Annotated in this window: 21 protein-coding genes and 4 pseudogenes; 16 read left to right on the top strand and 9 right to left on the bottom strand. The window is 69.0% G+C overall.

Annotation, left to right across the window (positions count from 1 at the left end; translation table 11 throughout):
• Positions 1-198 precede the first annotated feature (198 nt).
• Positions 199-1428 (top strand): M20 family metallopeptidase, encoded by a 1230-nt coding sequence (locus ACIBL4_RS27720; protein ID WP_399414584.1) that lies wholly within the window; start codon positions 199-201, stop codon positions 1426-1428.
• 31 nt (positions 1429-1459) lie between these two features.
• On the opposite strand, the gene ACIBL4_RS27715 is transcribed toward ACIBL4_RS27720, so the two are convergent.
• The gene (locus ACIBL4_RS27715; protein WP_399414518.1) at positions 1460-2911 is read right to left on the bottom strand and encodes an MFS transporter; all 1452 of its coding nucleotides are present in this window, start codon (positions 2909-2911) and stop codon (positions 1460-1462) included.
• A gap of 244 nt (positions 2912-3155) precedes the next feature.
• Between ACIBL4_RS27715 and ACIBL4_RS27710 the strand changes: the two genes are divergently transcribed.
• The 8 genes from ACIBL4_RS27710 to ACIBL4_RS27675 all read left to right on the top strand — a co-directional run bounded on the left by ACIBL4_RS27710 (position 3156) and on the right by ACIBL4_RS27675 (position 12859).
• A complete protein-coding gene (locus ACIBL4_RS27710) occupies positions 3156-4088 on the top strand; it encodes a helix-turn-helix domain-containing protein (RefSeq protein WP_399414517.1) in 933 nt (310 codons plus the stop codon).
• 345 nt (positions 4089-4433) lie between these two features.
• On the top strand, positions 4434-5102 hold the full coding sequence (locus ACIBL4_RS27705) for an HAD family hydrolase (RefSeq protein ID WP_399414516.1): 669 nt from the start codon (positions 4434-4436) through the stop codon (positions 5100-5102).
• A 164-nt stretch (positions 5103-5266) separates the two neighbouring features.
• Positions 5267-5908, top strand: coding sequence for a maleylpyruvate isomerase N-terminal domain-containing protein (locus tag ACIBL4_RS27700; RefSeq protein ID WP_399414515.1), 642 nt, complete (start codon positions 5267-5269; stop codon positions 5906-5908).
• 719 nt (positions 5909-6627) lie between these two features.
• Entirely contained in the window at positions 6628-7632 is a 1005-nt protein-coding gene (locus ACIBL4_RS27695; protein ID WP_399414514.1) for an ABC transporter substrate-binding protein, read from the top strand.
• Positions 7633-7725: 93 nt separating this feature from the next.
• Entirely contained in the window at positions 7726-9264 is a 1539-nt protein-coding gene (locus ACIBL4_RS27690) for a sugar ABC transporter ATP-binding protein (protein ID WP_399414513.1), read from the top strand.
• Positions 9261-10355, top strand: coding sequence for an ABC transporter permease (locus ACIBL4_RS27685; RefSeq protein ID WP_399414512.1), 1095 nt, complete (start codon positions 9261-9263; stop codon positions 10353-10355). Before ACIBL4_RS27690 ends, ACIBL4_RS27685 begins: the two co-directional genes overlap by 4 nt.
• Positions 10352-11383, top strand: coding sequence for a galactofuranose ABC transporter, permease protein YjfF (yjfF, locus tag ACIBL4_RS27680; RefSeq protein ID WP_399414511.1), 1032 nt, complete (start codon positions 10352-10354; stop codon positions 11381-11383). The genes ACIBL4_RS27685 and yjfF overlap by 4 nt, the downstream gene beginning before the upstream one ends.
• A gap of 45 nt (positions 11384-11428) precedes the next feature.
• Complete coding sequence (locus ACIBL4_RS27675; RefSeq protein ID WP_399414510.1) at positions 11429-12859, top strand: glycoside hydrolase family 43 protein; 1431 nt, start codon at positions 11429-11431, stop codon at positions 12857-12859.
• 188 nt (positions 12860-13047) lie between these two features.
• On the opposite strand, the gene ACIBL4_RS27670 is transcribed toward ACIBL4_RS27675, so the two are convergent.
• Positions 13048-13842, bottom strand: coding sequence for a hypothetical protein (locus ACIBL4_RS27670; protein ID WP_399414509.1), 795 nt, complete (start codon positions 13840-13842; stop codon positions 13048-13050).
• 409 nt (positions 13843-14251) lie between these two features.
• Positions 14252-14464, bottom strand: a pseudogene (locus ACIBL4_RS27665) (HAD family hydrolase); the annotation flags it as partial.
• A gap of 55 nt (positions 14465-14519) precedes the next feature.
• On the opposite strand from ACIBL4_RS27665, the gene ACIBL4_RS27660 reads away from it, so the two are divergent.
• Positions 14520-15029 carry a hypothetical protein gene (locus ACIBL4_RS27660; protein ID WP_399414508.1) on the top strand — a complete coding sequence of 170 codons (510 nt, stop codon included), beginning with the start codon at positions 14520-14522 and terminating at the stop codon, positions 15027-15029.
• A gap of 207 nt (positions 15030-15236) precedes the next feature.
• Here the strand turns inward: ACIBL4_RS27660 and ACIBL4_RS27655 are convergent, their stop codons facing one another.
• From ACIBL4_RS27655 to ACIBL4_RS27645, 3 genes are all read right to left on the bottom strand, one after another.
• Positions 15237-16409, bottom strand: a complete 1173-nt coding sequence (locus ACIBL4_RS27655) for an ISAs1 family transposase (protein WP_399414507.1) — start codon at positions 16407-16409, stop codon at positions 15237-15239.
• Positions 16410-16503: 94 nt separating this feature from the next.
• Positions 16504-16899, bottom strand: coding sequence for a cupin (locus ACIBL4_RS27650; RefSeq protein WP_399414506.1), 396 nt, complete (start codon positions 16897-16899; stop codon positions 16504-16506).
• Entirely contained in the window at positions 16896-18344 is a 1449-nt protein-coding gene (locus ACIBL4_RS27645) for an MFS transporter (RefSeq protein WP_399414505.1), read from the bottom strand. Before ACIBL4_RS27645 ends, ACIBL4_RS27650 begins: the two co-directional genes overlap by 4 nt.
• Positions 18345-18401: 57 nt before the next feature.
• Here ACIBL4_RS27645 and ACIBL4_RS27640 point away from each other — a divergent pair, with 57 nt between their 5' ends.
• From ACIBL4_RS27640 to ACIBL4_RS27620, 5 genes and pseudogenes are all read left to right on the top strand, one after another.
• The gene (locus ACIBL4_RS27640; protein ID WP_399414504.1) at positions 18402-19070 is read left to right on the top strand and encodes a TetR/AcrR family transcriptional regulator; all 669 of its coding nucleotides are present in this window, start codon (positions 18402-18404) and stop codon (positions 19068-19070) included.
• Positions 19071-19512: 442 nt separating this feature from the next.
• Positions 19513-20681, top strand: a pseudogene (locus ACIBL4_RS27635) (tyrosine-type recombinase/integrase).
• Entirely contained in the window at positions 20678-21022 is a 345-nt protein-coding gene (locus ACIBL4_RS27630; protein WP_399414503.1) for a helix-turn-helix domain-containing protein, read from the top strand. Before ACIBL4_RS27635 ends, ACIBL4_RS27630 begins: the two are co-directional and overlap by 4 nt.
• A 1008-nt stretch (positions 21023-22030) precedes the next feature.
• Positions 22031-23359 (top strand): hypothetical protein, encoded by a 1329-nt coding sequence (locus tag ACIBL4_RS27625; protein ID WP_399414502.1) that lies wholly within the window; start codon positions 22031-22033, stop codon positions 23357-23359.
• Positions 23360-23585: 226 nt separating this feature from the next.
• Complete coding sequence (locus tag ACIBL4_RS27620) at positions 23586-23711, top strand: hypothetical protein (RefSeq protein ID WP_399414501.1); 126 nt, start codon at positions 23586-23588, stop codon at positions 23709-23711.
• Positions 23712-23825: 114 nt separating this feature from the next.
• On the opposite strand, the gene ACIBL4_RS27615 is transcribed toward ACIBL4_RS27620, so the two are convergent.
• The 3 genes and pseudogenes from ACIBL4_RS27615 to ACIBL4_RS27605 all read right to left on the bottom strand — a co-directional run.
• Positions 23826-24446: an HAAS signaling domain-containing protein gene (locus tag ACIBL4_RS27615; protein WP_399414500.1), complete on the bottom strand. Its 621-nt coding sequence runs from the start codon at positions 24444-24446 to the stop codon at positions 23826-23828.
• Positions 24443-24799 (bottom strand): PadR family transcriptional regulator, encoded by a 357-nt coding sequence (locus ACIBL4_RS27610; RefSeq protein WP_399414499.1) that lies wholly within the window; start codon positions 24797-24799, stop codon positions 24443-24445. The genes ACIBL4_RS27615 and ACIBL4_RS27610 overlap by 4 nt, the downstream gene beginning before the upstream one ends.
• A 105-nt stretch (positions 24800-24904) precedes the next feature.
• Positions 24905-25298, bottom strand: a pseudogene (locus ACIBL4_RS27605) (IS481 family transposase); the annotation flags it as partial.
• 156 nt (positions 25299-25454) lie between these two features.
• Here ACIBL4_RS27605 and ACIBL4_RS27600 point away from each other — a divergent pair.
• A pseudogene (locus ACIBL4_RS27600) lies at positions 25455-26236 on the top strand (IS5 family transposase); the annotation flags it as partial.
• Positions 26237-26424: the final 188 nt, after the last annotated feature.

The raw sequence follows: 26424 nt of genomic DNA, 5'->3' as shown, positions 1-26424 counted from the left end.
GGGGCCGGGGGCTGCCCCCCCTGACGTGCGGTGGCTCGCCGGATGGGCGGCGGCAGGGGTGAGAAGTGATCGTGTACCAACGGGTTTCCACGACGGGCTTCCGCTCGCCGGGCGACCACGTTGACGGATCACGAAGGGGGAACGGTGAAGCGTCCTACGGAGCACAGTCCGGCCCGCCGCACGCTGCTGGCGGCCGGCATGGCGGCAGCAGCCGGTGCCGGAACCGTGTGGGGTACGACGGGGAAGGCCGTCGCCGGCGGGTGGAGGGGACCGTTGGCGTACGGGGCGGTGGACGCCGAAGTGACGCGCCTGGAGGCCGGGTTGATCGAGCTGCGGCGGGACCTCCACCGGCACCCCGAACTGCCGGGGGAGGAGCGTCGTACCGCCGGCGTGGTGGCCCGGGAACTGCGAGCGGCCGGGCTGACCGTCACCACCGGGATCGGCGGCCACGGCGTGGTCGGTGTCCTGCACGGCACGCGCCCGGGCCGGACGGTCGCGTACCGGGCCGACATGGACGCCGTACCGCCCAAGGACATCGTCGGGGGCGGCCAGGCCGCGGCCCACCTCTGCGGGCACGACATCCACACGACGGTGGCCCTCGGCGTCGCCAAGGTCCTGGCCCGGCTGCGGCGGCACCTGAGCGGCACGGTGGTGTTCCTCTTCCAGCCCGCCGAGGAGAGCCTGTCCGGAGCCCGCGCACTGATCGAGGCGGGCGTGCTGGAACGCACCCGCGTCGAGGAGATCCACGCGCTGCACTGCGGACCCTTCCCCGTCGGCCGGTTCGCCGTGACCGGGGGCTACGGGATGCCGGGCCAGGACAAGGCGGAGGTGACGCTCCGGGGCCCGGACGCACCCGAGGCCGCGCGGCGCCTGGCCGCCGAGATCGGCGCGCTCGCCACGGTGACACCCCCGCAGACGCCCGCGGACATCGAGCGGATGGTCACCGACGCCCAGACGCCCGACGGCCCGCTCGCCCGCTTCGTCGCCCTCCGGGCCTCGGCACAGGACACCAACGTGAGCGTGTCCTACCGCTGTTGGCCGCAGGAGCGGTACACGGAGATACGCGGGGAGATCCGCCGGCTGGCCACGTCGTACGCGGGGGCCGCCGTGCGCTTCCCCGCCGAGCCGTTCCCGGCCCTGGTCTGCCCCGAACCCGACGCCCGCGCGCTCGCCCGCCACCTGCGCCGCGCACCGGGCCGTGACCCGGTCACCACGCTCCACTCCGCGTTCCCGCCCTTCAGCGGCGAGGACTACGCCCTCTACCTGGACCGCCTCCCCGGCACCTACACCTTCCTCGGCGTCCGCACCCCCGGCGCCCCCGTCACCACCGGCTACCCCCACTTCCCCGACTTCGCGCCGGACGAGCGGTCCATCGGCATCGGGGTACGGGCGATGGCGGGGTGGCTCGCGCAGCGGAGTCACCGTTAGGGCCGTGCCGTGGGGGAGCGTCAGACGGCACCTACGCTTCCGCCCCGCCCAGGCCCTGCACACGGGATCCACCGCGGGGCAGGAGGAGGCGCGAGAGGACGGCCGTGGCGAACAGGAGCGCGGCGACGGCGAGCAGGCCGACGCGCATGCCCGGGAGCGAGAAGTCCCCGCCGGGGCCGGCGAGAAGACTGCCGAACAGGGCGACGGACAGTGCGCCACCGGTCTGGCGAAGGGAGTTGAGCAGCCCGGACGCGGTGCCCGCGCGCTCCTGCGGGACGGCGTCCATCAGCAGCGCGGTCACCGCGGGCACCGCGAGCGCCCCGCCGACGCTCAACGGCAGCAGCAGGACGAGTACCAGCCACACCGGGGTGTGCGGGGCCAGCGGCAGCATGGCCAGCATCGCCCCGGTGAAGACCAACTGCCCGGCGACGATCACCGGCCGCCGCCCGATCCGCTCCGCCAGCCGCGGCGACACCAGGTTGGTCGCCGTCACCACGGCCGACATCGGCACGAACATCAGCCCGGCCGCGATCGCCGACATCCCGCGCAGCTGCTGGTAGTACAGCCCGAGCAGGAAGATCCCCCCGTAGAAGGCGGCGTTGAGGGCGAAACCGACCGCGAGCGGGACGGCCACCCGGCGGTCCCGCAGCATGCCCAGCGGGACCATGGGCTGCCGGTGCCGGGCCTCCACGACGTAGAAGGCGTACCCGGAGGCGATGGCGAGCGCGGCGGCGGCCAGTACGGGGCCGCTGGTCCAGCCGAGGTGCCCGCCCTCGATCACCGCGAAGGCCAGCCCGGCCAGGGCCAGTACGGCGGTGAGCTGACCGCCGCCGTCCAGCGCGGCGGGCCGGCGCGGGGAGCGCTGCACCCGCACCAGCAGACCCAGGATCACCGCGCCCACCGGGAGGTTGAGCAGGAAGACCGCCCGCCAGCCGGCCGAGTCGGTGAGCAGCCCGCCCAGCACCGGGCCCGCGGCCATCGCCACCGAGCCGCCGACCGTCCACAGCGCGATGGCGCGGGCACGCGCCCGGGAGTCGTCGTAGGCCTGCCGGATCAGCGCCAGCGAGGCCGGCATCACGATCGCGGCGGCGGCACCCTGCGCCACGCGCGCCCCGACCAGCACGCCGATCCCGGGCGCGAGCGCGCAGCCGAGCGAGGCGAGGGTGAACAGGGCGACGCCCCACGCGTAGGCGCGACGGGCGCCGATGCGGTCGGCGAGGGCACCCGCGGAGAGCATCAGGGCCGCGAACATCAGGGTGTAGGCGTCGACCACCCACTGCAGCCCGGCCATTCCGCCGCTGAGGGAGTCCCGGATCGCGGGCAGCGCGATGTTCACGGCCGAGACGTCGACGGTGATCACGGTGAACCCGAGCAGCGAAGCGACCAGCGCGACCCCGCCGCACCGCGGCAGTACGGGGCCCTCGGCAGGCGGCGACCCGGTTGTCCGGGCCGGGGACGGAGACGGGGCAGGGGTGGCCGGCATGGTGAACTCCTGGTGCGAGGGACGACTTCACAGCGAAGACCGGGCGGGCGGCACCAACCCGTTTCCGAGGCCGCGGACCGGTGTCACGCACCCCCTGGGCCCCGGCGGACGGGCCGCCCGCTCCGGCAAGCTCGACTCTCCTCCCGCACGCGGCCGCGCGGCAGACCGCGCTGTACCCGGGGTGCGGCGTTCCAGGCCCTGACACGGCCCCCCACGCTCCCCGGCCGCCTGCGACAATGGCCGGATGGCAGCAGCGGACACGAGGGGCACGGAACTCGGCCGATACCTGAAGGCCCGCCGGGCGCAGGTACGCCCGGAGGACGTCGGTCTCCCGGCCGGCGCGGGCCTGCGCCGCACTCCCGGACTGCGCCGTGAGGAACTGGCCGCGCTGGCCGGAGTGAGTGTCGACTACTACATCCGTCTGGAGCGCGGCCGGGAGACCAACCCTTCCCCCGCCGTCGTGGACGCCCTCGGCCGCGCCCTGCGGCTGCGGGGCGACGGTTACGAACGCCTGCACGAACTCGCGGAGCTGGCCTCCGGCCGGCCCTCCGAGCTGCCGGCCTGCTCGGACCACACCGTCCGCGAGTCGGTCCTGCGGATGCTGGAGTCGGTGCGCCCGCTGCCCGCGTACGTGGTGAGCCGCTACAACCGCCTCCTGGCCGCGAACCCGCCCGGCCGACGGCTGTTGCCCGGGCTCTGGGACTGGCCCGAAAACCAGCGCAACCTGACCCGCTACCTCTTCCTGCACCCGGTCGGCCGGACGCTCTACGAGCCGTGGGAGGAAACCGTCACCTCCTCGGTGGCACACCTGCGGGCGGTCGCCGGGGCCGATCCGGACGATCCCGAGCTGACCGCGCTCGTCGGCGAACTGATGCTGAAGTCGGCGAAGTTCGCGCAGCTCTGGGAGCGGTACGACGTCTGTGAACGCGGCGGCGGGCAGAAGTGCTTCCAGCACCCGAAGGCCGGCCGGATGACCCTGACCTACGAGGTCATGCGACTGGCCCGGACGGGCGGCCAGCGCATGGTGGTCTACCAGGCAGCCCCCGGCACCCCGGACGAAACGGCCATGCTCCGCCTGGACCCAGCGAACACCCACGCGAAGCCACCGCCCTCGGAGTCGGCCGCCGAGCCCCGCCCCGCCACCGAGCCCTCCCCGACCCACGCCTCGACCGGCTGACCCCTGATCCCGCATAGCGGTGTGACTACGCTTGCCGGCCGATCCGCCCCCGGCGCTATCCGGGGATGCTGCCGGGGCCGACTCGGGTCAGGTCGCAGCTCGCCTCCCACAACCGCGCCGCGACAGAGGTGTCGGCGAGGTGGTTCCACACCGTTTCACGTCGGGGCTTGCCGCGCAGGCCGAAGACGCGTGGCCCCCCACGGCTGCCCTCCTCTCACGGACGCGCATAGCGGAGTCAGTCCCCTGGCCACCACCCTGGAAGGGCGACCTTTCCCAGAGCTGCGGACCTTGACCATCACGCCTCCGGGGGAGGGCAGGACGGAGGCTCCCTGGCATGATCACGGCGTGACCACTGACCCTGTGCGACCCGGCCCCGGCAAGTGCGTCCTCTTCGACGTCGACGGCACGTTGATCGACGCGGTGGACAACCAGCGCCGGGTCTGGGCCGGTTGGGCGGAGCGGTACGGGCTGGACGCGACCGAGGTCTACCGGGTGGCCCTGCGGACACGGCCGATGGAGACCTTCGCCACCGTGGCTCCGGACGAGGAGCCAAGGGAGTGCCTGGCCGTGCTGCACGAACTGGAGGACGAGGACGTCCGGTCCGGCGTCTATGCGGCCTTCGACGGCGCGTCGCAGCTGCTGGGCACCCTGCCCTCGGGGGCGTGGGCGCTCGTGACCTCCAACTACGAGCACCGGGTGCGCGGGCGATTTGCCCGAACGGGCCTGCCGGTCCCGCGCGTCATCGTGGACGCCGCCGCAGTGGGCGAAGGCAAACCCTCGCCCGTGCCCTACCTGGTGGCCGCGGAGCAGCTCGGTGTCCGGCCCGAGGCGTGCCTGGTCATCGAGGACGCCCCGTCCGGAGTCGAAGCGGGGCTGCGGGCCGGCATGACGGTGTGGGGCGTCAACACCGCGGCTGCGGTGGCCGGCGTCCACCGGCACTTCGCGAGCTTGCGCGAAGCGGTCCCCGGCATCCTCGCTTTCGCCCGGCCGGAGGGATCGGCCGGAGCGGAATGATCACGGCGCTGCGGCGTGCGGCGTGCGGCGCAGACGCGGTTGGCTTCGGGCGGGCGGCCGTGGAGCCCGTCCCCGGAAGGCAGGCCGCTCCGCAGCTGTGCGACCGCCGGTCCATGGCGTGGACGGAAGAGCGGTCTGGATCTTGGTTCTGGGACGATGCCCGCATGACTGATGGGATACGGAACGCGTATCTGGAGGCGGCCGAGAAGGCCGTGGACCTGCTGGCCACCGAGCAGGTAGCCCGCTGCTGGAAGGACGAGTCCGTGCTCGCCGGGATGTCGGTGGGTGGACTGGCCGGTCACCTCGCTCGGAGCGTCCTGCAGGTCGAGTGGTTCCTCGACGGCCAGGTGCTCGGCGCGGAACCGGTGTCGCCGGTGCGGTACTACGCGCGACTCGTCGGCACATCGAAGCCCGACTCGGCGCTGAATGTCGGGGTGCGTACCCGCAGCGAGGAAACAGCCGCCGCCGGCCCCGCTGCCGTGGCCGAGCAGGCACGGGTGGCGTGGGAGCGGCTGACGCGGCGCCTGTGCACGGAGCCGGTCGATCGACGGGTGGAGGTCCTCCACCGGCCGGGAGAGGAGATGCTGCTCGACGGCTACCTGCAGACCCGTTGTGTCGAGCTGGCGGTTCACATCGAGGACCTCGCGCTCAGCGTGGGCACTGATCACCGGGCGCCCGACGCCGCCCTCGCCATAGCGGTCGACGTCCTCGTCGCAGCCGCCCGCGACCGGCACGGCGACCAGGCCGTGCTGCGCGCGCTGGCCAGGCGCGAGCGCGACGTACACCAGGCCCTGCGGGTGCTGTAGCCCGGCCCCCGCCACAGGGACCTCCTACCCGTTGTCACCTGACCTCTTGCCGCCGTCGTAGTCGTCGTAGTCGCCGTCATAACGGTGCCCTCATTTCGCGGCTACGACCCGGACCAGCGTGCAAGGAGGGACCGTCAGCGAGCCGACCGTCCGGCATGTCGCACGGAGTTCGATACTTCGTTCAGCGATCGAAAGGTATGGCCATGCCTGCCGGGCGTCAATATCCCTGCCGAAGAAGACCGCTTTCGCGTCGGGCGACCGGCAGGCCGTCGGCCTCGCCCGCTGCCCCGCGTTACCCAAACGTGATGGCCTGCTTCTCGCGCAACCTCTTGACCAGAAGTGACGGTGGGCGCTCATATGACCTCCCCATCACTGACCACTTGAGGGAGGTACAGCCGTGGCACATCCGGCGCACAGCAGCACCTCCCTGGCAGGTGGCGTCCAACGATTAGACGGCACAACGTAGACGGCCCTTCTTTGAGCCCGGACTCATCGCCCCCGTCGGCGACTCATCACCCCGTCGGTGACTCATCGCCCGCGTCGGCCGGGCGACGCCGGCGCCACTCCGACCACTTCCCCTCCGCGGCCACGCATGTTCAATATTTCGAACATTGGTCGGTTCTCAGAACGTCATCACACTTCCACGGTTCCCGACGGAACGTCAGAAGCCGCAGCACACGGGTCCATTCCCCGGGCCGGCTCAACGAAGGAGATCAAGCATGCTCAGCAGAAGGAACTTCCTCACCGCGGCGGTCGGCGTGGCGGCTGCGACCGGACTCGCGGCCTGCGCCAAGGAGGACGGCGACGCCGCCGCCTCCGCCGGCAGCGGCAGCAAGGCGATCACCCTCGGCTTCTCCCAGGTCGGCTCGGAGAGCGGCTGGCGCACCGCCAACAGCGACTCGGTGAAGTCAGCCGCGAAGGACGCGGGTTACACCCTCAAGTTCTCCGACGCCCAGCAGAAGCAGGAGAACCAGATCTCCGCGATCCGCAACTACATCGCGCAGAAGGTCGACGTCATCGCCTTCTCGCCGGTGGTCGTCACGGGCTGGGACGCCGTGCTCAAGGAGGCCAAGGCCGCGAAGATCCCGGTGGTCCTCACCGACCGCTCCGTCGAGACCTCCGACGACTCCCTGTACGTCACCCTGGTCGGCTCCGACTTCACGGACGAGGGCCGGCGCGCCGCCAAGATCCTGGAGAAGGTCCTGGAGAAGGCAGGCCACAAGGGCCCCGTGAAGATCGCCCAGTTGGAGGGCACCACCGGCGCCGCCCCCGCGATCGAGCGCGCCAAGGGCTTCAAGGAGGTCATGGAGGCGGACCACGCGGACGACTGGAAGGTCGTCGTCAGCCAGACCGGTGACTTCACCCGGGCCGGCGGCAAGCAGGTCATGGCGGCCTTCCTCCAGTCCAACCCGGACATCAACGTGCTCTTCGCGCACAACGACGACATGGCCATCGGCGCCATCCAGTCCATCGAGGCGGCCGGCAAGAAGCCCGGCAAGGACATCCTCATCGTCTCCATCGACGGCGTGAAGGACGGCTTCGTCGCCATGTCCGAAGGCAAGATCAACGCCATCGTCGAGTGCAACCCGCTGCTCGGCCCGCAGCTGATGGAGGTCGTGAAGAAGGTCAAGGACGGCGAGACGGTCGAACGCTGGATCAAGACCAAGGAGAGCGACTTCATGCAGGACCAGGCCAAGGACGCGCTCCCCACCCGCAAGTACTGACCGACCGTCCCCACCGGCGGGAGCCTCCGGCCGGCCGGCATCCCCGGCCGGGAGGCTCCCCGCGGACCTGGACCATTCACGAGGAGCGCTGCCATGGCAGAGCCGCGGCCCGTCCTGGAGATGACGGGCATAGTCAAAGAGTTTCCGGGGGTACGGGCTCTGTCGGGCGTCGACTTCCGTCTCTTCCCGGGTGAGATCCACGCGTTGATGGGCGAGAACGGCGCCGGGAAGTCCACGCTGATCAAGGTGCTGACGGGCGTCTACTCCCTGGACGGCGGCACGATCACCCTGGACGGCGAGTCCGTACGGTTCGGCAGCCCGCTCCAGGCGCAGCAGGCCGGCATCAGCACGGTCTACCAGGAGGTCAACCTCTGCCCCAACCTGTCGGTGGCGGAGAACATCTTCATCGGACGCGAACCCACCCGCGCCGGCCGCATCCAGTGGAAGCGGATGCGCAAGGAGGCGGCGGAGCTGGTCGACCGGCTCGGACTCGACATCGACGTCGCCGCGCCGCTGTCCTCGTACCCGCTGGCCGTGCAGCAACTGGTCGCGATCGTACGGTCGGTGGGCACCGGGGACCGTGACGCCGCCGGCTCCGGCACCAAGGTGCTGGTCCTCGACGAGCCGACCTCCAGCCTCGACCGCGACGAGGTCCTCGAACTGTTCCGCCTGATGCGGCAGTTGAGGGACGAGGGCGTCGCGATCCTGTTCGTGTCGCACTTCCTCGACCAGATCTACGAGGTCTGCGACCGCATGACCGTCCTGCGCAACGGCACCCTGGTCGGCGAGCACCTGGTCCGCGACCTCGACCAGGTCGGGCTGATCGAGCTGATGATCGGCAAGGCCCTGGACCAGCTCGAGGAACTGCACGAGCACCAGCTGCGCTCCGACGTCGGCGAGACCCTGGTCAAGGCCGAGGGGCTCGGCCGCACCGGCGGGATCACCCCCTTCGACCTGCAGATCAACAAGGGTGAGGTGCTCGGCCTCGCCGGCCTCCTGGGATCGGGCCGCACGGAGCTCGCCCGGCTGCTGTTCGGAGCCGACCAGCCCGACAGCGGCAAGGTGACCATCGACGGCAAGCAGGTCTCGATGAGCGCCCCGAACGACGCCATCGCGGCCGGTGTGGCGTTCTGCTCGGAGAACCGCAAGAGCGAGGGTCTGGTCCCCGACCTGACGGTGCGCGAGAACATCATCCTCGCCCTCCAGGCGGCCCGCGGCTGGACCCGGCCCATCCCGGCCTCCCAGCGCGACGAACTCGTCGCCCAGTACATCAAGGCGCTGGACATCCGCCCCGCCGACCCGGAGGCCCGCGTGGTCCGCCTCAGCGGCGGCAACCAGCAGAAGGTCCTGCTCGCCCGCTGGCTGATCACCCGGCCGAAGCTGCTGATCCTCGACGAGCCGACGCGCGGCATCGACATCGGCGCCAAGACGGAGATCCAGAAACTCGTGGTGTCCCTCTCCGAGGACGGCATGTCGGTGCTGTACATCGCGGCCGAACTGGAGGAGGTGCTCCGGCTCAGCCACACCATCGGAGTGCTGCGCGACCGCCGGCTGGTGGCGCGGCTGACCAACGGGCCGGAGATCACCACCAGCAAGATCCTCGAGACCATCGCGAGCGGAGAACACCAGTGACCACCACCTCCCGCCGGCGAGCACTGACGCGTCACCACCTGTTCTGGCCGGTCGCGGTCCTGATCGCCCTGCTGCTCGTCAACGTCCCCTTCACGCCCGACTTCTTCTCGATCAGGATGACGGACGGCCACCTCTACGGCAGCCTCGTCTCCATCGTGCTGTTCGGCTCACCGCTGATCCTGGTCGCGGTCGGCATGACCCTCGTCATCGCCACCGGCGGCATCGACCTCTCCGTCGGTGCCGTGGTCGCCATCACCGGCGCCCTGACCTGTTCGTACATCAGCGACCAGGCCGACCAGAACACCCTGTCCGCGGTGTTCCTGGCGATGGGCATCGGGCTGGTGGCCGCGGTCGTCTGCGGTCTGTGGAACGGCTTCCTGGTGGCCAGGATGGGAATCCAGCCCATCATCGCGACCCTCATCATCATGGTCGCGGGCCGAGGTGTCGCCCAGCTGATCACCGACGGCCAGATCATCACCGTCAACAGCGAGCCGTACAAGCTGATCGGCGGCGGCTACTGGCTGACCCTGCCCTTCTCCATCTTCGTCGTCGCGGCGGTGGTGGCCGTCACCGTGGCGCTGACCCGCCGTACGGCGCTCGGCCTGCTGGTCGAGTCGGTCGGCGGCAACGCCGAGGCCAGCCGCCTGGTGGGCATCAGGTCCACTCGCATCAAGATCATGGTCTACATGTTCTGCGCGCTGTGCGCGGGCATCGCGGGCCTGATGATCAGCTCCAACACCTCGGCCGCGGACGGCAACAACGCCGGTCTGTGGATCGAACTCGACGCGATCCTCGCCGTGGTCATCGGCGGCACCTCGCTGCTCGGCGGCCGTTTCTCCATCGGCGGCACGGTGGTCGGCGCCCTCGTCATCCAGACCCTGACCACCACCATCTACACCATCGGCGTACCGACCCAGACCAACCTGGTCTTCAAGGCCGCCGTCGTCATCGTCGTCTGCCTGCTGCAGTCCCCGAAGTTCCGGGCCAAGGTCTTCGGCGCGAAGGGCCCCAAGGGCCCGCGCCAGGGCGCCGCCCCGGTGGGGCCCGCTCCGGCGGCCGACGCCGCCCCGAAGATGGAGGTGTCGCGATGAGCGCGACCACCCAGACCCCCAAGGCGGCCCCGAGCGGCAGCACCGCCTCCCGTGCCCGTGCCACGCGCCTGCTCGGCGACCGGCGGCTGCCCGTCCTGGTCACGGCCGCCCTGTTCATCGCCATGTACGTCGCCGGCCTCAGCCGGTACCAGAACTACGGCTTCGCCGAACCCCAGGTGTTCCTCAACCTGTTCATCGACAACGGCTATCTGCTGGTCGCCGCCATCGGAGCCACCTTCGTCATCATGTCGGGCGGCATCGACCTGTCCGTGGGCTCCGTGATCGGCTTCACCACCATGTTCACGGCATGGCTGGTGGAACGTCAGGGACTGCCGCTGCTCCTGGTCGTCCCCCTCGCACTGGCCGTCGGCGCCTTCGGCGGCTTCCTGATGGGCTACGTCATCCACAACTTCGAGATCCAGCCCTTCATCGTCACCCTCGCCGGACTCTTCCTCTTCCGCGGACTGTGCCTGGTCATCAGCAAGGAGTCCATCTCCATCAACGACGCTTCGGTGGGCACCCTGGCCCAGACGCGAGTGTCACTCGGCATGGGGGACCTGTCGATCGGCGCCCTCGTGGCCCTGATCGTCCTCGCCGTCGCCGCCTACGTACTCCACTACACCCGCTTCGGACGCCGCGTGTACGCCATCGGCGGCAACGAGCAGTCGGCCCTGCTCATGGGCCTTCCCCTGGGCGGCACGAAGATCGCCGTGTACACGGTGAGCGGCTTCTGCTCGGCCCTGGCAGGCCTGCTGTTCATGCTCTACATCCAGTCGGGCGACCCGCTGCACGCCGTCGGCATGGAACTCGACGCCATCGCCGCCGTGGTCATCGGCGGCACCCTGCTGACCGGCGGTTCCGGGTATGTGCTGGGCACGCTCTTCGGGGTGCTGGTGCTCGGCCTGATCAAGAGCGTCATCACGTTCGAGGGGACGCTCAGCTCGTGGTGGACGAAGATCGCCACGGGTGTGCTGCTGTGCGCCTTCATCCTGATCCAGCGGACCATGACGTCACGCCGGAAGACCTGACGGGCCAAGGCACGGCGAGAGTCAAAGGAAGGACAGGAAATGCACATGCGCGTGCTTCTCTCACGGCTGCCGGCGATATTGCTCGCCGCCTGCCTCCTCTTCACAGGCCAGGCCCTGACCACACCTGACCGGGCCGCCGCCGCCGACCCGGGCTACCTGATGACGCACTTCATCGGGGAGGGGTCGACCGGTCAGCAGATCTACTTCTCACACAGCACGGACGGCCTGAACTGGAGCGACCTCAACGGCGGCGGGATGACCCTGCGTTCCACCGTGGGCACCCGTGGCGTGCGCGACCCCGCACTGGTCAGAGCCCCCGGCGGCGACAAGTACTGGATCATCGCGACCGACCTGTGCATCGGCTGCGGGCAGTCATGGGACGACTCCATGAACAACGGCAGCCGCAACCTCGTGGTGTGGGAGTCGACGGACCTGGTCACCTGGTCGCAGCCACGGCTCCTCAACGTCGCCGGCGCGATCCCCGACGGCCGCAACGCGTGGGCGCCCGAGGCGATCTGGAACCCCGAGACCAACGACTACGTCCTGTACTGGGCGACGAACGCGACCCGGGACGGCGTCCTCAAACACCGCATCTACTACGCCCGCACCACGGACTTCCGTACCATCACCACCCCCCAGCTCTACATCGACCGCCCCGGCACCCAGAACATCATCGACACCCAGATCGTCGAGGTGCCGTCGGGCGTCGGCAACTTCCGCTACGTCCGGGCCTCCGGCGACGGCCAGATCACCCTCGAGGGCAGCAACTCGATCCTCGGTACCTGGACGAACCTCGGCAACCTCTCCGGCATCGGCCTGACCGGCTCCCAGGTCGAAGGCCCGATGTGGATGAAGTTCAGGGACCGCGACGAGTGGACCCTCTACCTAGACCAATACGCCTCCGGACGCGGCTACATGCCGGTCGCGACGACCAACCCCTCAGCCCCCGACACCTACCGCCTCCCGGCATCGGGAAGCTACAACCTGGGCGGCACGAAGAAGCGCCACGGCGCGATCCTCCCCCTCACGGCCGCCGAGGAGAACCGCGTCCTCGCACGCTGGCCCAACACCCCGGCCAAGCGCCTCCAGTCCTTCAACTTCCAGGACCGCTACGTGCGCCACACCAACTTCGACGTACGCATCGACCAGAACGTCACGGGCCAGGACGCCCAGTTCCGCCTGCGACCCGGCCTGGCAGGCTCGGGCACCGTCTCCTTCGAGTCGGTCAACTTCCCCGGCCACTTCCTGCGTCACGCCGGCTACGACTTCCAACTGTCCTACAACGACGGCACCCCCCAGTTCGCCGCGGACGCCACGTTCCGCCAGGTCACCGGCCTCGCCGACTCATCCTGGTCCTCGTTCCAGTCGTACAACCACCCCGACCGCTACATCCGCCACTACGCCTACGAACTCCGCCTCGACCCGATCACCACGACGACGGCGCGCAGCGACGCGACGTTCCGCGTGACGAACTGACCGCCATGGCGGGGCCGCAGACGGTTGCGCCTGCGGCCCCGCTCGGGTGTCGGGGTCAGGAGGGGGTGTCGTACTGAGGGCCGCGTCCGTTGGTGTCGTGCCGCCCTAGACGCGGCCCTCAGTGACGGGGCCGCCGGGAATCTTCGGAACACCGATGCGGCCGGAGGGAGCGCTCGAGCTCGCTCCTGCTAGGCCTGACCCAGATGTTTAATCATCCGATTTACGACGTCAACGCTCAGGCTCAGCAAATCCTGAACTTCGTGGATGTCGTAAACCTTCTCCGGATGCTGAGTTGGATTCCTGAATTCGACTCTCAGGTTATCCAGGTTCGTCAATAAGACCGCGGGAGGCGGATTCCTCTTTTTCTCCTTTAGGGATTTAATCATAGGCCCCCACATGAATGCAACACGCTTCTGCTTAATGACCTCGCAATAAAAGTATTTCAACGTGTCTTCAGTGCCTCGCATGAGGTGGAAAGCGGCCGCAGTGGGCAACTCGAAGGCGATACACCTGCCAGCTTCCTTGAAGTCGTATTGCGCGATAGGTGGTAGCGCCTGAAAGACGCCGGGAGTCATAAGCCTCTCAGGGTGCGCGAGTAGTGTCTCGATCGGGTACCTCTTATCGGTGACAACGTATGACTCATACCCCTCCGTTTCGGCCAGTAGGGTCTCACGCAGCGAGTTAGCTCCTTCGTTGATCTCGCTGGCTTCATCTGCTGTCAGGAGAATCACGTGTTGATCGTCTTCCGCCTCCGCGGAAACCCTCTCCCTTACTTCGTTCATTACTGTGCTCAATTGAGTTTGCGCGGCCCTCCAGCTGACATGCATGCCATTGTCTGATAGCCATTGAAGTAGCATCTCGTAATTTTCAAGAACGCCACCTCTCCCGGAAGCCCGCCACCCCTTGTTGACATCCTGCATGAAGCGAATCATCGTTCCGATGTAAATGAACTGATCAACCGACCGCGACTCCATGGCGCTCATCGTCCCATTGCTGGGATGGCGCCACCAGCGGTTTGCGTCTTCCGTAGGTCGGTGCAGCGGGTCTGGCCGGTGGCCTGCCCAGTCTGGGGGCGAGCATGATCGGGGGCCGTACGCTGGCAGGCTTTGGACCTGCCCGCAATGTGCACGAGTGGCCACCTGGTCTTGCTCGACGCGGGTCCTGGACCGGAGAGGTGGCTATAGCCGTAGAGCCGACCGGCTTCAGCCACACAGACTTTTTCTGATCTGCCCGCTGCACGTAGCGCACGCCGGGCGCGGCCAGCCGGGGCGGAGACAGGAGGCAGGCCACGCTGCAGAGGCGGCGTACTCCCGCGTCGTGCGCGGGCCTTGACGTTGAGTGCAATAGACGGCAGTTCAGTGTTCTGCCGCCGGTGGGGGAAGGGCAGAGGAGTCAGCCCAGCTCGCCCATCGTGCTGCGCAGCCAGTCCAATGGGTCGGTTGCCAGTAGTTGGTCGGCCAGTTCATTCGCCGTCTTTGTGACGAGGCGGCCGCGGCTGTTGTCGATCCAGCGCTGTGCGTGCTCGTAGCCCTGGGCTTTGTACTCGATGCCCTGGAGCATGCAATCCAGTTTGTCTGCGTCTCGTGCGCAGATCGCTTCGGGAGTTACGGCGCCAGGCGCTGTACCTGTCCGGCTACGACGACCAGTCCGACACTCAGCCGTGGACGCCGATACGGCAGCAGGTATCCAGCCGGGGGAAGCCTCGGGCGCACTCAGCGTTCTGCGCCCGATCGGGGCCGGGCGCGGTGCGCTCATCCACCCCACTGGGGACCGTCGGCTCGCGACGGAGGACTGGCTGCTGGCGACATTGCCGCCCGCGTTCCGGGGCCGGGCCCGGTGGGAGTGGCAGCAGCACCGGGTGGCGATGCTGCCGCTCGGTGGGCTTTTCTCCGCCCTACGCATTCCCGAATGCCTGTTGGCCGCTCTGAGCACCGGCACCGGGGCCGGTTGCTTGGACGAGTTCCTGGCCGAGGCCCTCGGTGGCGGGCCGGTCATCTGTGACCCGCGCTTTTCGCGGTACTACGCGGTGTTGCCCGCCACCATGCCGGCGACGCTGCATCAGATGGTCGAGGCGTGGCGTGCCCTGGATGTGGATTGTCTCGGCCGCGGCAGCTACTTGGGAGTGCCACGGCTGGATGCTGTGAACCGGGAACAGGCGCTCGCCTCTTAGACATCGTTTCACTTGGTGAGTCGGCGACAGTTGATCAGGCTGGTGGCTATGGCTGTGCAGGCGAACTAGGGTCCGTCTTCAAAGATCATCCGGGTGGTAGATCATGGTGTCGTGGTACGTCGTCATGAACTCAGCGATCAGGAGTGGGAGTTGCTCGCTCCGCTGATACCCCAGGGCGACGTCGTTCTGGAGATGTGTCCGGTTTGATCAGGTGATGCCCAGTGTGATGAGCGGGCGGGCGGCGTCCCGGGCGTGGTGGCGGATACCTGCGGCGATGTTGTCGTGGCCGGTCAGTCGCAGCGCCCCGATGGCGAGGTTGCGCAGGGTGGCCATGACTCGGGGCGCGGTGCCGGTGCGGACGCGGGAGGCGTCCTCGACGTATGCGGTGTCACGCACGTGATGGATCTTGTTCTCGATGCCCCAGTGCTCTCGGACGCGCTGCGCGATCTCCACCGGGCCGGCCTGCTCGGGCGTGAGGCTGGTGACACCGTAGACGCGTTCGAGAGTCACCTTGCCAGTGGTGATGATCCGGCGTCGGCGCACGATCTGGACGGCCTGAACGGCATGCGGGAAGTCGAGGCCCGCGGTGACGGTGCAGGTCTTGACCCGTCGGATCTCGTCGCGGCCGTGAGCCGGTGGCCGAGTCCTGCCCTGCAGCGGCACGTCCCGCCAAGGCAGCTTCTTCAAGTAGTGGTGCAGGGTGGGATGGTTGGCCTTGATCAGCGCGATGTAGTGGGCGCCCTTGTCCTCGACCAGGAAGCGGGCGTGGCCGGTCTGCGAGTGCAGAGCGTCGAAGGTGACGATGGTGTTGTGCAGGTCGAGTGGAGCAAGCAGAGGCTGGAAGACAGTGATCTCGTTGGTCTTGCCGTCGACTTCGCGCTGGGCGATGACCTGGCCGGTGCCGGTCATCGCCGCGAGCAGGTGAACCTGCGTGCCGTCGGGCCGGTAGGCGCCCCGCACGGTCTTGCCGTCCACCGCGAGCGAGGGGCGGGGTTGATCGGCGTCGCGGTCGGGGTGGTTGTCGCGGCGGACGGTGGCCTCGGCTGGGGCGGTCGGTCCACGGTCGGGCTCGCGGCATGGGGCGCCGAGCCGGGACAGGACCTCGGCGGGGGCATCGGCCGCCCACTCGGCGATCGCGGCCAGCGATCGGGCCCCAGCCAGGACAGCGCAGGCGGCCAGGGCCAGGACCAAGGCGATGGGACGCCGTCGGCCCCTGGCGCGGCGCGGATCGGGGACCGCGGCCAGACGGACCAGCAGCCCGGCGGTCTCGTCCGCAGTAGTGGGTGCAACATCGGCGAGTTGGCCCAGACCAGCTGGGATGGGCGATGATGAACAAGCAGGCGCCCGGTGACCTGCAACTTCAAGATGGACACAGCTCATTGGGCTCCGGGCTCCCAGCTCGGCCCCAGGGGCAAAGTAGCTGGCTGGCGAGGCTTGTGGTGGCCCGGCAGCGGGTCTGCCGGGCCACGTTCGGTCAGTGGGTGTCGGTGCGCTTTTCGAGGCGGGTGCCGTGGCGAAGGGTGATCGACATCAGGTCGCTGGGGGCGTCCAGTTCCAGGCGGTGCCAGCGCCCGCGGGGGACGACCACGGCGGCGCCTGCTTGCAACCGCACCATGTCCTCGGTGCCGCCGGGCCCGTCGGGACGGAAGTAGAGGCGGATACCGCCGGCCAGGCAGCACACCGCTTCCTCGGCCTCCGGGTGCATCTCCCAGTGGTCGGCGTGCACATCGGCATCGGTCTCCACGTGGAACGTGGCGATCTGCCAGGCCCCCGAGCCGCTGCTGGTCATCTGCCGCTCGACGGCTCGGACGTCGCCGTCGGGGTTGAAGTGCAGCGCCGAGGCGAACAGGTCGACGACGGTGGTCTTCATGACGGAGTTCCTTCCAGTTGGTTCTCTGCGGGGGCGGTGGACTGCGGTAACCGCGTGGCGGCCCGGCGACGTGGCAGCACAGCGATCGCCACGACCGCCGCGAGCACGAAGACGGCGGCGGCGACGGCCAGGCCCAGGGCGTAGCCGTCATTGAGCGCGGCCGGGTCGGTGGCCGTGCCAGTGCGATGTGCGGCGATGGTGGCCAGGGTGGCCAGGCCGATGGAGCCGCCGAGTTGGCGGGAGCTGTTCATCAGGCCGGAGGCCATGCCGGCCTCACGCGGAGCGACGCCGGTGGTCGCGGCGGCGGCGACCGGGGCCAGGACCAGTCCGGCGCCGAGACTGGTGACGAGGGACGGGCCGAGTACGTCGGTGAGGAAGCTGCCGTCGGGGCTGATGAGCGCGAACCAGGCCAGTCCTCCGGCAGCCAGCAGGGCGCCGGGCACCAGGGACACCCGGGGGGTGCGGGAGGCGGTGACACGGGTGGCGACGATGGTTCCCGCGACCAGGCCCAGGGAGAAGGGCAGGAATGCGGTGCCGGTCGCTGCGGCCCCCATGCCCAGGACCTGCTGCATGTACAGGGACACGAAGTAGAACGAGGTGAACTGCCCGGCTGCGGCCAGGAACACGAGCTCGTTCGCGCCGGCGACCCAACGGCTGCGCAGCAGGCCGAGGCGCAGCAGAGGCGTGGTGGCCCTTGACTCGGCGACGACGAAGGCGGCCAGCAGCATGGCTGCGGCGGCGAGGGTCGCCCACGTGGTACGGGAGCCCCAGCCGAGGGTGTCGGTGCGGACGACACCGAGCATCAGCAGCCCGACTCCGCCGGTCGCCAGGGCGGCGCCCAGCACGTCCAGCCTCTCGCGCCGGGCGGGTGCTGTTCCGGCGGGCACCCCTGCGGGAATGAGCGCGAGAGCCGCCACGACGATGGGCAGGTTGATCAGCATGACCCAGCGCCAGCCCGCGTACTCGGTCAGCAGTCCACCCGCCAGCACGCCCAGCGCGCCACCTGCGGCGTTCACCGCGCTCCACACCCCCAGCGCGCGGACGCGCCGGGGGCCTTCGGCGAAGGTGGTGGTGAGCATCGCCAGCGCGGCCGGCGCGGCCACGGCGGCGCCCAGGCCCTGTCCGGTGCGGGCGGCGACCAGGTGCCAGGGAGTCTGGGCCAGCCCGCCTGCCAGCGAGCACAGCCCGAAGACGGTCAGCCCCAAGACGAACATCCGACGCTGGCCGTACAGGTCGCAGGCGCGGCCGCCCAGCAGCAGGAACCCGCCGAACGCGAGCGCGTAGACGTGCACGACCCAGGACAGGTCGAGCGGTGCGAATCCCAGCGCCGTGCGGATCGCAGGTAAGGCGACGTTGACCACGGACATGTCCAGGGCGAACACGAACTGGGCGACGGCGGCTGCCGCCAGCACCACTCCGGGCTTCCCTCTAGAGTTTTTATACATGTAAGAAAAGTTAGCGGCGAGGTATGCCGTTGTCGACACCTGGGGAATGATGGGGGCATGCCGCAACCGTCCGCACCGCGCAAAACCCTGGGCCGACCTCCCCGTATCTCTCGCGAGGAGATCATCGAGACAGCCCGTCGGATCATGGATGAGGGGGGCGTGGACCGGCTGACCATGCGGCGGCTGGCCACGGAGGTCGGCAGTACTCCGATGGCGCTCTACCACCACGTCCGCGACAAGGAGGAGCTGCTCGTCCTCCTGCTGGACGACTACGCCACCCGGACCCTGCGCCGGCCCGAACTGCCCGATCACCCCCGCGAGCAGATCATCGTGGCCGCCACCGCGGTCCACGAGGCGCTCGCCGCCTGCCCGTGGATCACGGAGGTGCTGACCGCCGACGACTTGATGTCCATGTCCGCCCTATGGTTTGTCGAGCAGATCGTCGATGGCCTGGTCGAGTGCGGCCTGACCCCCGAGCAGGCCGTGCGCGGTTACCGCGTGATCTGGTACTACACCGCCGGAGAGATCACGGTCCGTGCGGCAGCGGCCCGGCGCCGCGCAGGCGACGACCGTGCGACTTACCGGGAGCGAGTCTTCGCCCATCTGGACCCGGGCGAGCTTCCCCGCTTGGCACAGGTCGCGGACCGCTGGGCGTCGCTGACCGCTGAGGACACCTATCCGGACGGGCTCCGGGCTCTGGTGGACGGCCTCCTCACTACCCGCTGACGGACCGGCGCCGCCGATGAGCGCGTCAAGTCCTGTGTCACTGACATTCTGCCAACACGCCAGCGCCCGTCTCCTCTGTCGAGCATGGTCGCCTTGAGCTGGATGGGCAGCCGCCACTCCTCACGGGTCTGGTTTCCGCCAGCAAGGGTGCGGGCCATGTGGGCCTCGATGGCGCGGACGGCGAGTAGGTGCGGCAAGACCCCGTAGCCCAGTCGGGCCAGGGCAGCGTCCTGGAGATATGTCCTCGGGGCCACCAACGAAGCCACCTATTGGAGTACGCGCGGGTTCCCGGAAGCCATCTGGTGGCCGCGAATCCGCATCTCAGCTGGTAGATCGCCCTGTGCGGGTCGTTCACTCGTTGGTGTGAGATCTCAGAAGTAACTCGCAGATTCTGCGAGTGGTCGCCGTAATCTGCGGCTTCGTGTCAGATTCCAAAAGTCGCGTGCTGACGCTCGTGCGTCTCGGGCCAGAGCCGACCGTGCCGGTAGATCCGGCCGCGGTGTCGGTCGAGTCCGGTCTTGCGGACGTCGTCACCCTTCAGCGGCGCCGCCAGGCCCGCATCTCGGAGCACGACGAGGAGAGCTTCTTCCTCGACACGCTGTCCGAGTACCAGTGGGCGAGGGACGCGGCCGGCCTGGCACCGACGACACTTGACGGGCTGATCAAGCCGGTGATCGAGGTCTGCGAGTTCTACGGCACGGTGCCGTGGAAGCTCTCATCCCGGGAGGTCGAGCGGTACTTCGCTGGTGCGGGCAAGCGGGCACCGTCGACCCTGCGCGGCAAGATCAACAAGATCGACGCCTACTTCCGTTCCTCGAACAGCGCTATGCCGGCGAGATCATGCGCCGCTTCGGCCACGCCGTCGAGTCGCCGATCGACCCGTTCAGCCGGCCCCGGCACCGCGGCGACTTCGGCTTGCGTGTCCCGCCCTCGCAGACGGCGATGCGGGACTTCTTCGGCCGCTGGCGCGAGGACCTGCCAGGCGCCCGGAAGTACCTGGTTGCCTGCCGCGACTATGCGATGACAAAGATCGCGTACCTGTCCGGCGTCCGGGCCAACGAGCTATGCGGGGTGTGCATGGGCGACCTGCACTGGGAGCACGGCCAGTGGGGCCGCTTCGTCGTACTCGGCAAGGGAGCCGGCGGGTCGGGGCCCCGACCGCGCGAGGCGTACATGTTCCAGGAGGGCCGGGCCCTTCTGTGGTGGTACATCGAGGAGATCCGCGGCGAATTCGGCGACAACGCCGAGCACCCGAAGGCGCCACTGTGGCCGTCGGAGCGCAAACCCACCGCGGTCGCGGCGCTGAACCTGCCGATCGCCCCGGCGATCGTCCCCTCAACCTTCCGCCGGGCCCTGCACAACGCGGCCGGCACCTATCTGACCGGGCCGGTCACCGACCTTTTCCCGCACCTGTTGCGTCACGCCTGCGCGACCCACAACTACGAGCGCGGGATGACGCTGTGGGAGGTGCAGAAGGTCCTCGGACACGCCTGGGCCACCACGACACTCCGGTACATGGCGACCGCGCACGCCGAACCGGAGCACGCGAATCTGGCTGCCAGCGCCCGGGCGGCCCAACGACTGGTGATGGACAAGGGGAACCTGCGGTGAAGTGGAATCTGCGGATGGTCGCCGCCCAACGGGACCTATGGCGGCCGACCGAAGTGCTGGCCGCGTTCCAGCAGGTGGGATTCAACCCGTCGCTGAGCAAGGTCGCCGCGCTGTGGGGCGGCAAGCCGGTCACGGTTCGCCTGGACGACCTGGACCTGATGTGCGCGGCGCTCGGCTGCACGGTCGCCGACCTGCTCCAGGCCGAGCCCGTCGCCGGCGCGCAGGCCGCCCAGGACTTCGGCCAACTTGCGGTCGGCGCCGAGGGGCGGGAGCCGGGGCCGGCGAGGCCCGTCCCCCGTACCCGCCACGGCGGCGGGCCGCGTTCACTGCCGCCGAGTTGAGGAACGGGCATGGCGAAGAAGACGGGACGTGCTCGCAGCTGCGCGATGTGCCTGAGCTGGTCGGTGCTGTACGGGCGCTGGATCTGCCACGGTTGCGAGCACTGGAAATACGATTACCCCGCACGTGGGGTGTGCCCGCGATGCCGACACGAGGCCCACCTCAACACCGAGGGCCTGTGCAAGCCCTGCCTTCAAGCCATCCGGGTCGAGGACGACGCGGAATGGGCGCTGGCCATCCCCGGGGCACGGCCGCGTGCCCTGCAGCTCACGATCGGCACCTACCGCCACTACGCGACTCAGGCCCGCAAGATCGTGCGCGGTGAAAGTGGCGGGCGCGGGGTGAACGCCAGATGGAAACGCATGCTGAATCAGCAGTGCGAAGAGCCGGCCGGTGCGCCGGTACTGGAGCCGCAAGTGTGGGGCCAGCTTCCCCTGCACCCTGCCGCGCACCCTCACCGACGCCACGGTCCGCGCTATCGCCGGCCGGACGGTCTCTGGCTGGGACCAGGCCCAACCGGTGCTGGAGGCGTTGACGGCGGAGCGCCGCTTGACCAGAGCCTGGTACTACTGGGCCGCCAAGATGGTTCGCGTCGCTCTGGCCGTGCGCGAGGCGGACGGCTTCGCGACGGCCCCAGAGACGTTGTTGCGGGACCTGCCGACGAACGGTGACACGGTCTGCCTGGTCCTGCTGCGCGCCGGCCTGCTGGCCGCGCCGCAACCCCGACACCTCCCCCGGGCCAGCCAGCCACAGGCCCTCGAGGTCGCCGCAGTCCCGAACCCATGGTCCCACCGCGCCAGTGCAGCGACTGCCAAGCCTGGATGCCCGGGAGGCGGCATGCGGGATTCCTCTGCGACCCCTGCCGGTATTGGCGGGAGCGACAACAGTCTGGGTTCTGTACGCGCTGCCACCGGAACGGGCTGCCGCTGCGTGCCGGCCACTGCCGCACCTGCCATCCCTACCGCGATGCCGACCGCACTCGGCCTCCCGTCAGGTCGGGTACGCAGCTCGTGATCGACCTGCCCGCTGGCGGGGGCGCACCGAACCTGCCGCTCCAAGCCGACGACGAACCCCTCCCGCTGCCCGCGGACATGACGCCCGCAACGACGGTCTGCCCGGGACAGGAGAGTCTGTTCACCATGCGCCGCAACTGGTCGCCGCTGCTGGCCCGACTGCGGAGTCGGCCGCCGGGCGAACTGCCGCTGACCGCCGCGGCCACCGCACTGGTGGAGGACTTCGCCGAGCTTCGCCGCGACCAGCAGAAGTCAGGCTTGCGCAAGAACATCCGCACCCTCACCATCCTGGGCTACTGGCTCGGCGTCGAGAACGCCTTTCACGAGCGCGACGTCCACGACTTGGCCCAGCTGGACCCGCACCTCGCGGCCAAGCACGTCTGCCAGTTCCTGCGGGCTCGCGGCCTGCTCGTCGACGATCCCGAACTCCACCGGGACCGCGACCTGGCCTGGATCGAAACAGCGCTCCATGCGCTACCGCAACCCGTCGCCGACGAAATCCGCACATGGGTGGACGTGCTGCGCGGCCAAGGCCCCCGTGAGAACGAACCGCGCAGTTGGGAGGGCATCCGCCGCTACCTGACCACTCTCCAACCGACCCTCACCGCTTGGACAGCGGCCGGCATGACGACCCTTCGGGAAGTCACCTCGGACCACCTTCACGACACGCTGGAGGACCTGGCCGGGACCGCCCGACGCCAGCTCGCCACCGCACTGCGCAGCCTGTTCCGGGCACTCAAACGCAAGCGGGTGATCTTCCGCGACCTTGCCCGCCACCTCACTGTGGGCGATCTGACGAGCATTCCACGGCCGGTTCCCTCCGACGTGCTGGCTGGCCTGCTCGACCGTGCCGAGACCCCATTCGCGCGGCTCACCATCGCCTTGGCCGCCGTCCACGCCGTCCCTGCCGCCGAGATCCGCACCGCGCGAACCGCCGACCTGAACCTCGCCCGTGGAACCCTCGAACTGCGCCGCGGCCTGCTGCGACACACCCTCTATTTGGAGGAGCTCACCCACCGGCTTGCCGCCGACTGGTTGGCTTACCGCCACCAACGCTGGCCCGCCTCTGTCAATCCCTACCTGCTGGTCAGCCAGAAAACCGCCCTCGACCCGGACCACCCGGCCGTGCACAGGGTCACTCCCGGCCAGGTCGTCCTACCCAACGGACTCACCCTCGACACGCTGCGCCAAGACCGGATTCTCGACGAGGCTTTCGCCACCGGCGACCCGCTCAAGCTCATGAGGCTCTTCGGCATCACCGAACAGACCGCCATGCGTTATGTCGGCACCGCCTACCCGGAGCGAACCGCGAAGCTACCCCGGTAGCCGGACATCCACGGCGACCAGCATGTCTCAGTCAACCTGGCAACCCGTCTCAAATTCCTCCGTCAGCGCCATCATCCCAGGATGACTTCGTCGTTATCCGAGTCGTGGACCCGTTTAGAGGCTTGAGCCCCTGGCGGAGGCCAGCTGACGGACACCAAGCACTGCGCTGTCGACGGCTGGGTCGACGCGACACCCGCCCCAGCGGAGACCCTCGAATCACCCACGCATGCAGCCCGGCGATCTGCTGCGCGTCACCGGCACCCTGGTCCAGCCGCTCGCGCCCGGCGAGCCTGCCCGGCTCACCGTCGACGCCCTGGAGGTCAGAGGGCCAGAGCCTCATGTCGACTGGTAGGACTCAGATCCCGTCAGCCCCTGTGGAAACGAGGGTGCAGACAGCAGGTGCGGGAACTGCGGGGAGGGCCGACGGCAGGGTGAAAACGCTCAAGCCCGCCGCCGTGCGTGATCGTCAGGAAGTCGAGGCCATGGGATCGTCCGGGACCTCGGAGAGTCCGTCGGAGGGCGGCGCGGTGGGCTCGTCGCTGGCATCCGTGGGCCACTCGCTTGGCGACGTGCTGCTAGGCCCTTCGCCTTCGGAGGGAGTGATGGTCGGCCCCTCGTAGGCGGGTGGCTGCCCTTGATCGTCGTTGGATGTGCTGACGCCGAAGGCCAGCGCGCCGACGACAAGTGCTGTCGTTGCTGCCCCGATCAGGAGCATTGTCCTTCTTCGTGAAGGCGGCGAAGAGGCAAGAGGCGCAGCAACGTCGTCCTGTCGTAGCTGTTCTTGATGGTCAGCCTTGTGTCCATCCGTCGCATCGGCGGTAAGAGCGATCGGTTTGACTACCGGCGTGGAACCAGTGGACCTTGGGCCGCTCACCTCAGCAGCCACGATGTCCGCAGGAGGCCCTAGTCGTTCCAGGACGGTGCGGACGGCTTCGGCGTGCCGGGCGTCTGCTTCTTCCAGGCCGGCATCTATGTGCTCAACGATCTCCTGCTTGAGCTCCTCGCGTCGATCAGCGGGGAGGAATACAGATGCATTGTCGAAGCGGTGCAGGTACTCGTCTATGAGCTGATTGCGCCTCGAGGTCACTCGTGGCTCTCCTCACTGTCCAGGAGGTTGTCAACGGCGGTTTTGAACGGCCCCCACTCACCAGCGAACTCATCCAGCGCTCGTCGCCCCGTCGGGGTAAGCGTGTAGTAGCGGCGTGGAGGACCTGAGTCAGATTCCTTCCAGACCGTGTTGACCCACCCCTCCTTCCGAAGCCGTGAGAGCAGCGGATAAATGGTGCCTTCACTGGTCACGAGTCCGTGGGCGTCGCAGAGCTCCCGCACCAGTTCAAAGGCGTACCTCTCGCCGTCACGCAGCAACGCCAAGACGCAGAACTGCAGGATCCCCCGACGGAGTTGACTCACTCCAGAACGTGCTCCACCCGGAAGTACCATGCGTAACAAGGTACCTGCTGAAGATAGGTCCCGCTAGCCTTACCGACTCAGGGGTCGTTCTCTTGCAGGACGGGTTCGGGGCTCAGCGTGCTTACTTGGCCAATTGCCGCCATCGGGAATGCGGCCGAGGTTCACGACGTCGATGTGGTTCAGCTCGCCGGGCTGGCCGCGTTTATAGCGGCGCACGGATTCGCCGGTGGCCCGGTCGGTGGCGGCCAGGACGGGCAGGCCGTGACGCTGCAGGATGCGGTGGGCTGCGATGCCCGTGCGAGCGGCCAGCCGCATGGGTCCGATGTGGTGCTCGCGCCGTAGGCGCACAACCTGTTCATCAGTGGCGGCCGGGGTCCGGCGGGGCTGGTGCTGCGGGCGGCTGGAGCGGTCCTGCATCCCAGCGGCGCCGTGCATCCGGGATCGGCCTGCCCAGTGGGCTGCGGAGGTATGGCTTACCTGAAATCGTTCCGCGGCCCGCCGGCCAGCGGTCCTCGACGACACACTGCACACCAGCATCGAGGAACCCATCTACCTGACTTCCAAGAAGCGGGACTCTCGTCCGAGTTCCGAGGGTCCGACCCGCAGGAATCCGGGAACCCACGCGTTTCTCACCGTGCCGAATCAGAATCAACCTGAACGAATCGCCTGAACGACACCACCCTGGCTGATACCCCGGGCTGCGACGGGACGGCCACGCGTGGAGGACCGGCAGGTCATCAACGGGATGGTCTACAAGATCCGCACCGGGATCTCCTGGCGTGACCTGCCGGAACGCTACGGGCCGTGGCAGACCGTCTACACCCGCTTCCGCCGCTACGCCCTCGACGGAGTCTTCACACGGGCCCTGCGGCAGATCCAGGCCCACTTCGACGCGGTCGGCGACATCGACTGGCTGGTCCAGATCGACTCCACCATCGTCCGCGCTCACCAGCACGCCGCCGCCACCGGCCGAAAAGGGGGATCCAGAGGCAGGACGAACCGGACGATCACGCCCTCGGCCGATCCCGAGGCGGACTGACCACCAAAATCCACCTCGCCTGTGCCGACAAGGGCCGCCCGCTCGCAATCCTGGTGACGCCCGGCCAGTGCCACGACAGTGTCTGCGCACGCCCTCTTCTGGAACGGATCCGTGTTCCCCGCACTGGCCCGGGTCGGCCGCGCTGCAGGCCCGACCAGGTCATCGCGGACAAGGCTTACAGCTCCCGCGGCTTCCGTGCCTACCTGCGAAAACGCGGCATTGCGCACACCATCCCCGAGAAGACCGACCAGCGACGGCACCGGCTGAGGCGCGGTGGCCACGGCGGCCGACCACCAGGGTTCGACCGGGAGCCCTACCGACGGCGCAACACAATCGAGCGCTGCTTCAACCGGCTCAAGGGCTTCCGCGGGGTCGCCACGAGATACGAAAAGACCGCCACTTCCTACGAAGCGGCGGTCACCCTCGCTCCTAGGGTCCGTCTTCAAACGGATCTTGCCAGAGCAGGATCGAGCCCCGGGCGCTCTGGACGTTCTGGGGTGGGCCTGCCGGTCGCCCGGACCAGTGTGCTGCACCCCGGCGGTCACGCAATTCCGTTAGCAGTCCACAGCAGCCACTTCCTGATGTCGGGCGTCGATCGTTCGGCGACGAGCGCCGC

It is taken from the genome of Streptomyces sp. NPDC050416, from assembly GCF_044458845.1.
In the GTDB taxonomy this organism is placed as follows: domain Bacteria; phylum Actinomycetota; class Actinomycetes; order Streptomycetales; family Streptomycetaceae; genus Streptomyces.
The sequence above is the reverse complement of the archived record's forward strand: the minus strand, read 5'-3'. Positions and strand labels throughout refer to the sequence as shown.